Origin of the sequence: Shewanella sp. Shew256, from assembly GCF_002196695.1 — a bacterium.
Taxonomy (GTDB): Bacteria; Pseudomonadota; Gammaproteobacteria; order Enterobacterales; family Shewanellaceae; genus Shewanella; species Shewanella mangrovisoli.
Genome location: NZ_NAJR01000007.1, coordinates 101432 through 114369 on the forward strand (window position 1 = coordinate 101432; position 12938 = coordinate 114369).

Here is a 12938-nt window from a genome sequence, read left to right on the forward strand (position 1 = left end):
CTCACTTTAAGGGCTCGCGAATGAAGGTGTCGTCAGAGACTTGCCTGTAGTTTGCCGAGGAAAACAATCTCTGTGAAACCACATTCTCTTTCAAAACCTTGGCAATAATTGTCACATCCCCATGCAGGGTGTCTATCAGGGCTAATGCCTTGCCCGCAATTTTCTTTCCATATTGGGAGGGATCAATAAAAATCGAAATGACATATTCAGCCCGGGCAACCCTGTCCAATCGCACCACGCCCAGATCACTGTGGCTTTCACAATTGACTATGAAATAAAAAAAGTGTTCCGGATTGGCCAGTTGTTTTCGCATCCAGGTCTGATGCTCTTGCCAACCGGGGCTTTGGGGATTGTTGGCGTATTGGCGGGTGCTTGGATGGATCTGCCATCCATAAACTTGTTTTATATCGGCAACCGTCGCCTTGCGCAGGGTCAATGACGAGGACGTATCGTTAAGCAAATGATTCAGTTCCAGCATCACTCTTCTGGTCCCCAGTCCATCACACAGAGCGAAATTTCTGTTTCTGAAGTCACGGTAATCTGCAAGCAGAAGTTCATACTTTACAATCAACTCAGCTTCAATCTTGTCAATTTCAAGACTGATGACCGCGTTTGTCGCAACGAGGTTCTGACAGATGTCTTTCTGGTTATCCGCCAGGGGAATAATGATGCTCGGCAAACCCACGCAGGCTCTCTCCAGGGCTGTAGTGCCGGCAGCACCTATGGCCAGATCATGTTGACACATAAGTTCGGCCATGTTGTCGACATGCTCAATGTGGTTCACCCAGCCACCAGCCCGTATGCATGCCTCGCGCACCTGCTGATAATGGCGCGCATGTTTGCCCAGTAACACAGTCAACAATGGACGTTTGTCGGCGCCACTTAGGGCAAAGGCCTCTATCACCCTGAGTGTGACATTCGGCAAGTCCATCGCCCCCATAAACAGCAGTACTCTGGGACGGTTCAGGGTGGCTGGTTTACTTAACATAGCTTCTCTTGCCGCAGGAAAGTGCTCTGCCAGCAAGGCGTAGTCGCTGCCAACAAGTACCCGTTTGGCGACGCCAAGGGATACATAGGCTTGTTTCTCACGCAATAAAGTTTGGTCCAACAGCAGGTCGGCAGCGTGCGATCGCACCAAATCGTCTATGACGAATAACTTACACCCCAGTGCACCTTTAACCCATCTCTCCCATTCGATATTGATACCGTAATGATCGACTATCAGCAGCTCTATCTTTCCAGCCTGGGTGACCAGGCTTTCCGCGTCCTGCTGCCATGGGACACCCAACCAGGACGAATAATCCAGGGTTGAACCAAGGGAAGGCGCCTGCCCGGGGGCAATCAAGGCCATAACCCTGAACCCGCGTTTTTGGATAAGTTCAACCAGATCTCCCGGTTGGCGACGGCAGGCGAAGCTGACCTCATGACCTTGCTTCATCAATGCCTGCGCCAACACCAGACAACGCATGATATGGCCGCTGCCAATCAGAACGGATGCGTCGGCTCTAATCAGGATATTCATGGCCGTCCCTTTAACACAGCATATAAGGCTTCAGCACATTCCCAGTCTTCATGGGTGTCTATGTCCTGAACCTGGATTCGCGGCAGCATAACCACCCTGGAATGCGGAGCAAATATGGCGAGTTGCTGTTTAAAGGCTTCGGCCCGGCCCCAGTAAAACTGTCCCGCATCATGATAGGCTTCCTCCAAATCCTGCGATCGCCTCTGCTCAAATTCGGGAAAAAACATGCTCACCTCACCCGAATTGGATAATTTTATCGCTCTTTGGATCGGGAAGGGGAAACTGGTTGCGCTGAAAACGTACTCGACACCGGGTTGTTGTACCCGGGCCAGCCCCATTTGCAGATCACTCAGTTGAATAAAAGGAGCCGTTGCATACAGGCAGCAAACGTAACTCAGGTTCCAACTCTGCTGTTCACACCAGTCAATGGCATGCTGAATGACGTCGAGGGTAGTTGCGTGATCATCGGCGATATGTTGTGGCCTGATAAAAGGCACCTCTGCCCCATATTGCCTTGCGATTTCGGCAATGGCCTCATCGTCGGTAGACACTATAACCTTGTCAAAGCAAGCGGATGCAAGGGCAGCCTCAATAGAATAGGCAATGATGGGCTTACCGTGGAACAACCTGATATTTTTACGGGGAATACGTTTACTGCCCCCCCTTGCAGGAATAATCGCAACTTTCACTGTTTAGCTCCTGATAGTGACTCAGGGTATTTTCATAGTGAAACCATTCAATATCCCCAAGTTACTGTTATCGTTTGAGACTATGGTCCGTTCGAAACAAGTATTCTTCCTGATCCCGGCACTTGAGTCGGCTGAATAGGCCGACGATTAAACAACCAGATATTTATATTTGGCGTACTGTTACCCAGGCCACGGGACAAGAACAAAGCCATCACCATTTGGCTATTGCTATTTGCCACGCCCTGCCGGGGCCTGGCCGCTTGAGATCCTCAAAGCCCCGACATCTTCCAGTCAGGCCAACACATGGACCAATAAGCGCTGGACAATAAACTCAACCTGTTCTTGCGAGACTCCGGGATGCAGAGGCAAGGTCATGATTTCACTGTAAAACCGCTCCGCATTTGGGAAATGACCTTTGGCGAATCCTAGGCCCTGATAATAGGGCTGCAGGTGCACCGGAAAATAATGTACATGCACCTGAATGCCATCGGCTTGCATCTTCTCAAAGACGGCACGGCGCTTTGCGGGATCGGGGAGCCGAACTATTTGCAGATGATAGGCACTCAGGCTGCCGGCCAAGGGATCGACAGTCGTTACTACAGAATCAGCCAACGCACGCTGGTATTGCTCCGCCAGCCTGTTGCGGATTTCAACAAAGGTCTGCAAACGCTCCAACTGACTCAGCCCCAGGGCAGCCTGCAATTCCGTCATCCGGTAGTTAAAGCCCAACTCCTGTTGTTCATAGTACCAGGGCCCCTCATCGGACCGCTGCAGTTTCTCGACCGCTTTAGTGATGCCATGACTGCGAAAAAGGGCCATTTTCTCCGCTAACCGGGCATCTTTGGTCGTCGCCACGCCCCCTTCGGCCGTGGTAATTATCTTGACAGGATGAAAACTGAATACCGTGATATTCGAATAGCGACATGCACCTATCTTATCCCCGTCATGACTCCCCCCAACGCAGTGGGAGGCATCCTCAACCAGGCTCACACCATACTGTCTGGCAAGCGCGCCGATTGTTTTCATATCGCAACTATGCCCGGCCAGGTGCACGGGAATAATGACCTTGGGCAATCGTCCCCGGGCCTTTGCCGTTTCCAGTTTGGCCTTGAGTGCCGCGGGGCTCATGTTGCCTGTGCTTGACTCCACATCAACAAAATCCACCACAGCGCCGCAATACAATGCGCAGTTGGCCGATGCAACAAAGGTAATGGGCGAGGTCCACACCAGATCCCCGGCCCCCACCCCTAGGGCCAGACAGGCAATATGCAGCGCCGAGGTGGCGCTGTTCACCGCCACGGCATGGTCCGCATGAGTCAATTCACAAATTGCCTTTTCAAAAGCGGGTACACAGGGCCCTTGAGTCAGGTAATCAGAATTGAGAACCTCAACAACGGCTGCTATGTCCTGTGAGGAAATGTCCTGTCTGCCATATAAAATCATGCCTTGGCGTCCATACTGAGAATTTCACTTGGCGACAGAAAATGGGTGTTGGTACCTGAGTTATATTCATACCCGGCCTTCACCAATGTGCCCTTCTCACCCAACCGGTTTTGACTGTAGTCATTGTTGCCACTGAAAAACTGTATGCTGGGGGTGATCACGAAATGATCATCAAACTCCAGGGTGTGGTGAGAATCATCACTTGGACACATAATTTCGTGCATCTTTTCCCCAGGTCTGATCCCCACAATCTCTTGTTTCAAATCCGGGCCATAGGCGGTTGCCAGATCAACGACTCTGATAGAAGGGATCTTGGGAATGAAGATTTCCCCGCCCTGCATTCTGGCGAAATTTTTTAGCACAAAATTGACCCCGTCCTGCAGGGTGATCCAGAAGCGGGTCATATCCGGATGTGTAATTGGCAAAGATGTCGCGCCTTGGGCAACCAGGCCTTTGAAGAAAGGCACCACAGAACCCCGTGAACCGACAACATTGCCATAGCGCACAGCCGCGAAGCGGGTTCGTCCACCACCCACTATGTTATTGGCAGCAGTGAACAGCTTATCGGACGCCAGTTTGGTTGCCCCGTACAGATTGATAGGATTCGCCGCTTTATCTGTAGACAGCGCTATCACCTTTTCAACATTGTTGGCTATGGCCGCCTTAATCACATTTTCCGCACCATGGATATTGGTTTTGATGCATTCCATGGGGTTATATTCAGCTGCGGGAACCTGTTTGATGGCGGCGGCATGAATGACAAAATCGACATCGCGAAAAGCCTGCATAAGGCGGTCAACATCACGTACATCACCAAGAAAATAACGCATGCAGGGGGCATTGAAGCGTTGCTGCATTTCGAATTGCTTGAGCTCGTCCCGCGAAAATATAATAAGCCGCTTAGGTCGATACTCATCTAGGAGCGTTTTGACATATTTATGACCGAAGGATCCTGTGCCACCTGTTATCAAAATAGTCTTATCATTAAACATATAAACTCCCTTACAACGGCCAATAATCATTGACAAACGAAATGTTACATTAATTCATAACATTATAGTAGCATAATTTGGTCATCGAAAATGTCTACACTACACAGATTAGTGACAGACAGGGGAATGATGAACTTATTTTCTCATAACAATAATTATTATTGTGTAGTCAATGGGCAACAGAATAACCAAACGACTCATAATAATGACAGTTTGGTATCGAAAACCTATAAGGAAAGTGAATCTTTCCTAGTAATAGAAGCCACAAGCTATAACTTAAGAGCATTTCGGACTATACATAGATTTGATATGCTATACATAAGTCGACGTGCTCACAATCGGTAATATCGTACTAGAAATTTTTTCAACTGTTGAAGCTTTAGTAGAGCAAGTGAAAAGGCAATAGTTCAAATTACTGACAAAGCATATTACATATGTTTTGCCTACAAAGGCAATCAAACTATAATGCCTTATCAAAGCAACTTCCGGTTTGGAGATTTTGTTTGTCCAATAGTTATATTTCTCTCGATGAATATCGCCGTAAGTGGATTTTTAACCACAAAGACTTGCCTGTGAGCGATGAAGACAAGACTGGCATTCTGCCGCTGACGGATAAAAGCGCCATGTTGGTTTGGAATCAGTGGATTAGCAATAAAAGTAGCCGCGCTGAGCAGTTTACTAAAGGGGATTGGGCCGCTAAAGCCAACGCATGGGTCAAAACGGATCATTGGCAGAGTGCGTGGGACAGTGAGGATAACAGTCTACCCGAGATGTTGGCCGAGTTTATCCAGTGGCCAGATGATACTCAGATCTATTTTTGCTACGAAAAATATCAAGTGATTGAGACCCGTTGGGATGTCTTTGTTCGCAATTGGAAGTGCTTTCTGTTTTTTGATGATGGCCCAATCCTGATCTCCCCTAAACAGAAACAAGCAGTGATGTTTGAGCAAAACGGCCAATATAAATTAGGCGTTCGAGGCTAATCCCGCCTGCCAATAAGTCGAATGGGTCGAACCAATCATTCCGACTTTTTGCTTTCTTAGGGTGTCCATCAAAAGAAAGCCGTCCAACTTGATTTACCTCTTTAGCGATAGCTTGTCACAGATCAGGCTATCGCTCCTCTTTGGTTTCGATTAGTATCGCTTGGCAATCAACAGATTAATCTTCGTTTGAGCCGTCAATCCCATGGATACGCTCAACGACCATAACTAAAAAACATGAGGTGTATGATGAAGTTACTCTCAACCCTGACACTATCTACCGCTTTGCTTTTCCCGCTATTCACCCAAGCAAAAGAAGTCTCTGGTGTCCAAGTTGCCGACAGCATCACGCTCAACGCTCAGGCGCTACAATTGAATGGCGTTGGTGTTCGCAGCAAGTTCTTTATGGATTTGTATGTGGGTAGCCTGTATGTCCCCACCCCGAGCAAAACCATGACCGAGGTGATCAATGCCCCGGTTGCGGCGATTCGCCTTAATATTACGTCTGGAATGATTACGTCCGAGAAAATGCGTGATGCGATAACCGAAGGTTTTGAGCACGCAACCGCCGATAATACGACTGATATTCAGCCACAAATTGATGCGTTTATGGCGCTATTTAAGGACGAAACTAAACAAGGTGACCAATTTACCTTAGTCGCCAACAAGAGCCGTGGCGTTACCGCCTATAAAAATGGTCAAGAACAAGCCACGATTGAAGGGGAAATGTTCCGCCAAGCCTTACTCAAAATTTGGCTAGGGGAAAAACCTGCCCAGAAGAGCCTCAAAGAGGCCATGCTGGGCCAGTAATTAAAATCGGAACTCGAGATCCAAGGCGGCAGCGCCTTGGTTATCAATGTCGAGCGCCGTTTGATCGGTGACTTCTAATTCGCCATTGAAGTAGTAACCCGCGTAAAGATTCAGCGCAATGGCCGGCGTAGCTTGCCAACCAGCACGCAAATAACTCACCCACTCGTTAGTCTCTACTACGGTATCTTTATCGGCGACTAAAAATCGCTCGGTGCGACGTGAATGACCAAAGCCAACATTCCATGCCGGGCTCATTTGATAACTCAGCTCCAAACCCGCAGGGCCACTAAATCCCGCTTGGGATGGGTTCGCTAACCGCCAACGATCATTAATCTGCCAACTCACCGCCAGATAAGGCATAGTGCGTACTTCATCAATATCGTTTAAATACGCAACGCCAAAACCGAGCATATTGCCCGACTCGAAGGCATACATGGCCGACGCAACCACACCATAACTCTGCGCATGGCTCGCCGATGCGGTATCGGCATAGGCATATTGAAGTTGTGGCGACAACATAAAGGACCAATGCTTATCCATCCGATAGCTAAGGGATAGGCCCGCGCGATAACGGTCGATATTTTCCCAGGTTTCACCCGCATCACTAAACAGGCCAGCGGCGTTATTCGCCCCCGTTAAACGGATATTGCGCCAATCGTAATCAAGCCTATCGTAACCGACACGCATGCCAATAGACCACTGTTTGTCCAAGGGAATATTGACGCTGGCGTTGAGCAATAAGCTGTCCCGCTGCAATTCTGTATCGCCATTGGCGACCGACGCACTCTGGGTACTAATCTGCGATACGCTCAGCTTGAACGGTTTATATTGCGCTTGTTGGCGCGCCTCAGCCGCGGATACGGAGTTGCTTAAAAAAGCCATCAGCCCCAATCCCATGCAAACTAAACCGGGTTTTATGCTGACTCGAGAATCAAGTGATGTAGTCACGCCTGCTCCTTGCGTTACTGTGAGTAATTTGTCGCGAATAATACGCTCGATTTAAACCAAAAGTTCACTCTTTTCGAAGAAGATACAAACTGATACTAACTGCTTAACGCCGTTACACTCGGTAGGCTTTCAAAAACATCTCGGCACAACCCCGAATATACTGCTCACGTTCTCCCAATAAACTCTCGGTTTCTAGCCCCAACTCTAACCTGAGTTTCAATTCACCAAACAGCATTAAACATAAACGAACCGCACAATGATGCGGCTGCGGAAAGCGATACACGCCAAGCGCTTCAACCGCCACTAAATACTTTGTCAACATCGCAAGCATATGCTGTGGCCCCGCCTCAAAAAACAATCGCGACACTTCAGGGTGGCTCTCCGATTGCGCCACACAGGCTTTAAATACGGTAATCGCCTCAGGGCTAACAATCATCTCACCAAATTGCAGCGCAAATTCGGTGAGGATCGCTTCGGGTTGACTTGGATCGCTGAGTAAGTCGGCATTTAGATTATGGCCAACGCACTTGGATTCAATCGCCGCCACAAACAAATCATCTTTACTGCCGTAGTGGGAGTATACCGTTTGTTTGGACACGCCCGCCTGTTTCGCCACTTCATCCATGCTGGTATGGGGAAATCCCTGGCGGCAAAACAAGTCAATGGCCGCCACCAGCACTTGCTGTTTCTTTTGTTCACTGCGGCTCATCGGGATATCGGAGGACAGAGTCATATCTTCACTCAAGGTAGTAACATAATTAATTCGTATTAGTTAAGCATAAAATAGACTAGACAGTCCAGTTCTGCGCAACTAGACTAGCAAGTCTAGTTACATAAACTTAACCTTAAGCTTACAACGGAAGGATTCAAATGGATCGAGCTGCCCGACGTTCTTGGCGTGCATTTTACGTTTGCGTGATTGCCGTCACCACCTTAACGGCCTGTCAAAAGGAAGTGACAGAGCATAGCAATGCCACGCAATTGCAAACCGTAACGACGGCGTCATTGCGCTTGTCGGCTAGCTATCAGAGTGAGCAAGTATTCACTGGCACGATCCGCGCGGGCAATACCACGGGCGTCGGCTTCGAATTATCGGGTAAGCTCAGTGAGTTAACTGTCGATAGCGGCGCTAAGGTGACGCAAGGGCAAGTATTGGCCAAGCTCGATACCCGCTTGCTCGATGCCGAGCATCAGGAGATCCAAGCCAGTCTGGCGCAAACCCAAGCCGATGTTGACCTTGCCACCAGCACCCTCAACCGCAATCTTGAGCTTAAAAAATCGGGTTATGTTTCTGAGCAGTTGCTCGACGAGAACCGCACGCAACTGGCGAGTCTCGAAGCCGCCAAAAAACGGTTATTGGCCTCGCAGCAGGCCAACCAACTTAAACGCGATAAATCACAACTACTCGCGCCCTTCGATGGCATCATCAGCCAGCGGCAACACAATCTAGGGGAAGTGGTCGCCGCAGGCAGCCCAGTGTTTACCTTAGTCGGCAGTGTGAATACCGAAGCCTATATCGGTGTCCCAGTCGCGGTCGCCCAGCAATTCGTCAATGGGCAGAATGTGACTGTGAGCGTCCATAATCAGCAATTTACCGCCAAGATTGCTGGGATCAGCGCCGAAGTCAACCCCATTAGTCGCACCCTGCAGCTACGGATCAGCCTGCCTGCGCATGCCAATGTGATCAACGGTGAAATCGCCTATTTACATCAACAACAAACCGTCGAGCAAGCGGGCTATTGGGTGCCAGTATCGGCACTTATCGATGGGATCCGTGGTCGCTGGAATATCTATGTAACCACGGCGCCTTCACAATCAACAACCGATAGCGCTTCAACTCAGATAGAGCGTCGCGATGTCGATATCCTCTACACCACTCAAGATATGGCCTACATCCAAGGCGCCATTAAGGCCGACGAACAGTATGTGACTCAAGGCTTGCATAAGTTAGTGGTGGGCCAAGCCGTTTCTTCCATCGCGTCGACGAGGTAATCATGATTAAAGCCTTCGTCGAAAATGGTCGCTTAGTCAGCCTAGTAATAGCCCTACTCCTGGTCGCGGGATTTGGCGCTATGTCCAGTTTGCCACGCACAGAAGATCCGCATATCACCAACCGATTTGCGTCTGTCATCACCCCTTATCCCGGCGCCTCCGCCGAGCGGGTCGAGGCGCTTGTCACCGAAGTATTAGAGAATCAATTACGTCGCCTTGAGGAAATTAAGCTTATTCAATCCACCTCAAGACCCGGTATTTCGGTGATCCAGTTAGAGCTTAAAGATACTGTCACTGACACAGATCCCGTCTGGTCCAGAGCGCGGGATCTATTAGCCGATGCCAGAAACACCCTCCCCGATGGTATACAAACACCTACCTTAGACGATCAAGTCGGCTACGCCTACACCGCTATTTTAAGCCTAGTGTGGAACGATAGCAGTCAACCTCGAGTGGATATGCTCAACCGCTACGCCAAGGAATTACAAAGCAGGCTCAGACTCTTATCCGGCACCGATTTCGTTAAACTCTACGGCGCGCCCGAGGAGGAAATCTTGGTCCAACTCGATGGCTATAAGATGAGCCAGTTGCAATTAACGCCGGGAACCATAGCGAAAATCTTAAGCAGCGCCGACAGTAAAATTGCCGCGGGCGAGATCAATAACAATCACTTTCGTGCCCTCGTCGAAGTCTCGGGTGAGCTCGATTCCCAAAGCCGTATTCGCCAAGTGCCACTCAAGGTGGATGCGCAGGGGCAAATTATTCGTTTAGGGGATATCGCCCACATCAGCCGCCAACCTAAGACCCCCGCTGACAGCATCGCCCTTGTCGATGGTGAGCAGGGCGTGTTTGTTGCTGCACGCATGCTCAACAATACCCGCGTCGATATCTGGCAGGGGCAAGTCAAACAGCTGGTCGATGAGTTCAATCAGGAGCTGCCGGCCAATATCAAAGTGCAATGGCTATTTGAGCAAAACAGCTACACCAGCGAACGCCTCGGCGGATTAATCGTCAACCTATTGCAAGGGTTTGTGATTATTCTGGCGGTCCTACTGCTGACCTTGGGCTTAAGAAACGCGATTATCGTAGCCCTGTCGCTCCCCCTGACCGCCCTCTTCACCTTGGCCTGTATGAAGTATATCGGCCTACCCATTCATCAAATGTCGGTCACAGGTTTAGTCGTTGCCCTGGGGATCATGGTGGACAATGCCATTGTGATCGTCGATGCCATCGCCCAGCGCCGCCAACAGGGGATGAGTCGCTTAAGCGCGGTAACTGAGACCTTACATCACCTCTGGTTGCCCTTGGCCGGATCAACCATTACCACCATTTTAGCCTTCGCCCCTATCGTACTGATGCCGGGCGCCGCAGGAGAATTTGTCGGTGGCATCGCCATGTCAGTAATGTTTGCCCTGCTGGGGTCTTATGTGATTTCCCATACTTTGATCGCCGGTCTTGCAGGACGCTTTAGCCTCGAAGGTAAACATCCTGTCTGGTATCAACATGGCATCAATGTGCCTTTAGTGAGTGGTTACTTTCAAGCAAGCCTAAGGTTTGCGCTAAATCGACCACTGCTAAGCGCAACGCTTATCGGGATAATTCCCCTGCTAGGTTTTTATGCTTCAGGCAAAATGACTGAGCAGTTTTTCCCGCCGTCGGATCGGGATATGTTCCAAATTGAACTGTATCTCGCCCCCCATGTCAGCCTCGAAAATACCTTAAACCAAGTGCAGTTGATGGATAAGCAGTTGCATCAAATCGAGGGTATCACCCAAGTCGATTGGGTTGTGGGTGGCAATACCCCTTCGTTTTATTACAACTTGACTCAGCGCCAACAGGGAGCCACCAACTATGCTCAGGCCATGGTGAAAGCCAGTGACTTTGAGCGCGCCAATGCGCTTATTCCTGAGTTACAGCAAACCTTAGATAAGGCATTTCCCGAAGCGCAGGTGTTAGTGCGTAAACTCGAGCAAGGCCCGCCCTTTAATGCGCCGGTCGAGTTAATGATTTTTGGCCCTAACCTTGAAACCTTACGCTCACTCGGTGATGAAGTGCGCAATATCTTAGCCGCCACGCCCGATGTACTTCATACCCGCGCAACGTTGAGCGCTGGCGCCCCTAAAGTGTGGTTGCAGGTGAATGAAGATGCGAGTTTGATCAGTGGTTTAACCCTGACGGATATCGCCCGACAAGTGCAAATGGCCACGACGGGTGTTATTGGCGGCAGTGTGCTCGAACAGACAGAATCGCTGCCGATCCGTGTGCGTTTGGGTGACACCAGTCGTGAACAAGCCAGCCGCCTCTCTGAAATTCAGCTAGTGACCCCCTCTGGCACAGCCGTGCCTTTATCTGCGCTGTCCCACAATGAGGTACAAGTGAGTCGAGGGGCGATCCCGCGGCGAAATGGCCAACGCGTCAATACGATTGAAGCCTATATCGTCAGCGGCGTCTTGCCCGCTCAAGTATTAAATGATGTAAAAGATAAAATCGCAGCGATTTCACTGCCTGCGGGTTATCGAATCGAAATCGGCGGCGAAAGCGCTAAACGTAATGAGGCGGTCGGCAATCTGCTCTCTAATCTGATTTTGGTCGTCACCCTGCTGCTTGCAACAGTCGTCTTGTCCTTTAACTCCTTTAGGCTCACAGCAATTATTTTACTGAGCGCATTACAGTCGGCGGGGCTTGGGTTACTTGCGGTGTATGTGTTTGGCTATCCCTTTGGCTTTCCAGTCATCATCGCGCTACTCGGCTTAATGGGTCTTGCGATCAACGCGGCGATTGTGATCTTGGCCGAGCTGGAAGATACCGAGAATGCCCGTGCGGGTGATAAAGAGGTGATTATTACCACGGTCAGCAGCTGCGGCCGTCATATCAGCTCGACCACTATCACCACGGTCGGCGGCTTTATTCCGCTTATTATTGCGGGTGGTGGCTTCTGGCCCCCCTTTGCCATCGCCATTGCCGGCGGCACCTTACTCACGACGCTGCTGTCACTCGTTTGGGTGCCAACCATGTATCTGTTGCTGATGAAAACACGGCGCAAGGCACAAACAGCGGCCTTGCCAGCCCAGACGGCATCCTAAACGAGATATTGATACAACTTATCTTTTAGGTGAAGTCGCTCTAATTTTAACGCCACGAAGTGCTCATCATCGGTGGGCACTTTGGTTAACTCTAGGGCGCGGATTTTATGGTCCAGCTCATGGTAGCGCTCCGCCATAGTAGCAAAGGTGGTATTGGTCGTTTTGAGATGCTGTATATGGTCAACAAAATCGGGAAATTCATAAATTAATGCGTGATTCTCGCCAAGCATAGTGTCACTCCTTGTTTCTGGTATCGACTTAATCGCAGTAAACCTAGGGATACTTCCATTTAGTCCCTCAACGCTCGCCTTACGCCACTCTTCCTACCACTCAAACGTATATTTCTATCGACTAAAGTAAAGACTGGTCTACACTGGTATCTGTGAGCGAACTATTTATAAATAATAGAAAATCTTAGACCCATATCAAGACCACCACGTAAAAGTTCGGTTACATTAGCGTTAACCTTTACCCTATAG

At 49.7% G+C, this 12938-nt stretch carries 11 protein-coding genes; 4 read left to right on the plus strand and 7 right to left on the minus strand.

The features are described 5' to 3' along the window. Position 1: 1 nt before the first annotated feature. From pseG to pseB, 4 genes are all read right to left on the minus strand, one after another. Positions 2-1522: a UDP-2,4-diacetamido-2,4,6-trideoxy-beta-L-altropyranose hydrolase gene (pseG, locus tag B5P39_RS14535; RefSeq protein ID WP_088212024.1), complete on the minus strand. Its 1521-nt coding sequence runs from the start codon at positions 1520-1522 to the stop codon at positions 2-4. After that, positions 1519-2211 carry a pseudaminic acid cytidylyltransferase gene (gene pseF, locus B5P39_RS14540; RefSeq protein WP_088212025.1) on the minus strand — a complete coding sequence of 231 codons (693 nt, stop codon included), beginning with the start codon at positions 2209-2211 and terminating at the stop codon, positions 1519-1521. Before pseF ends, pseG begins: the two co-directional genes overlap by 4 nt. 291 nt (positions 2212-2502) lie before the next feature. Continuing rightward, positions 2503-3654, minus strand: coding sequence for a UDP-4-amino-4,6-dideoxy-N-acetyl-beta-L-altrosamine transaminase (gene pseC, locus B5P39_RS14545; protein WP_088212026.1), 1152 nt, complete (start codon positions 3652-3654; stop codon positions 2503-2505). Next, positions 3651-4646 (minus strand): UDP-N-acetylglucosamine 4,6-dehydratase (inverting), encoded by a 996-nt coding sequence (pseB, locus tag B5P39_RS14550; protein WP_088212027.1) that lies wholly within the window; start codon positions 4644-4646, stop codon positions 3651-3653. Before pseB ends, pseC begins: the two co-directional genes overlap by 4 nt. A gap of 503 nt (positions 4647-5149) precedes the next feature. Here pseB and B5P39_RS14555 point away from each other — a divergent pair. Together B5P39_RS14555 and B5P39_RS14560 are read left to right on the plus strand one after the other, a co-directional pair. Beyond that, positions 5150-5629 carry a DUF2947 domain-containing protein gene (locus tag B5P39_RS14555; protein WP_088212028.1) on the plus strand — a complete coding sequence of 160 codons (480 nt, stop codon included), beginning with the start codon at positions 5150-5152 and terminating at the stop codon, positions 5627-5629. A gap of 246 nt (positions 5630-5875) precedes the next feature. Then, the gene (locus B5P39_RS14560) at positions 5876-6436 is read left to right on the plus strand and encodes a chalcone isomerase family protein (protein ID WP_088212029.1); all 561 of its coding nucleotides are present in this window, start codon (positions 5876-5878) and stop codon (positions 6434-6436) included. Here the strand turns inward: B5P39_RS14560 and B5P39_RS14565 are convergent, their stop codons facing one another. Both B5P39_RS14565 and B5P39_RS14570 read right to left on the minus strand, forming a co-directional pair. Further along, complete coding sequence (locus tag B5P39_RS14565; protein WP_254915794.1) at positions 6437-7318, minus strand: DUF6268 family outer membrane beta-barrel protein; 882 nt, start codon at positions 7316-7318, stop codon at positions 6437-6439. A gap of 178 nt (positions 7319-7496) precedes the next feature. Continuing rightward, on the minus strand, positions 7497-8117 hold the full coding sequence (locus tag B5P39_RS14570) for a TetR/AcrR family transcriptional regulator (RefSeq protein WP_088212031.1): 621 nt from the start codon (positions 8115-8117) through the stop codon (positions 7497-7499). Between the two features lie 137 nt (positions 8118-8254). Here B5P39_RS14570 and B5P39_RS14575 point away from each other — a divergent pair, with 137 nt between their 5' ends. After that, complete coding sequence (locus tag B5P39_RS14575) at positions 8255-9376, plus strand: efflux RND transporter periplasmic adaptor subunit (RefSeq protein ID WP_088212032.1); 1122 nt, start codon at positions 8255-8257, stop codon at positions 9374-9376. A 2-nt stretch (positions 9377-9378) separates the two neighbouring features. Further along, the gene (locus B5P39_RS14580; protein ID WP_088212033.1) at positions 9379-12459 is read left to right on the plus strand and encodes an efflux RND transporter permease subunit; all 3081 of its coding nucleotides are present in this window, start codon (positions 9379-9381) and stop codon (positions 12457-12459) included. On the opposite strand, the gene B5P39_RS14585 is transcribed toward B5P39_RS14580, so the two are convergent. Continuing rightward, a complete protein-coding gene (locus B5P39_RS14585; protein WP_088212034.1) occupies positions 12456-12689 on the minus strand; it encodes a YdcH family protein in 234 nt (77 codons plus the stop codon). The genes B5P39_RS14580 and B5P39_RS14585 overlap by 4 nt on opposite strands. Positions 12690-12938 lie beyond the last annotated feature (249 nt).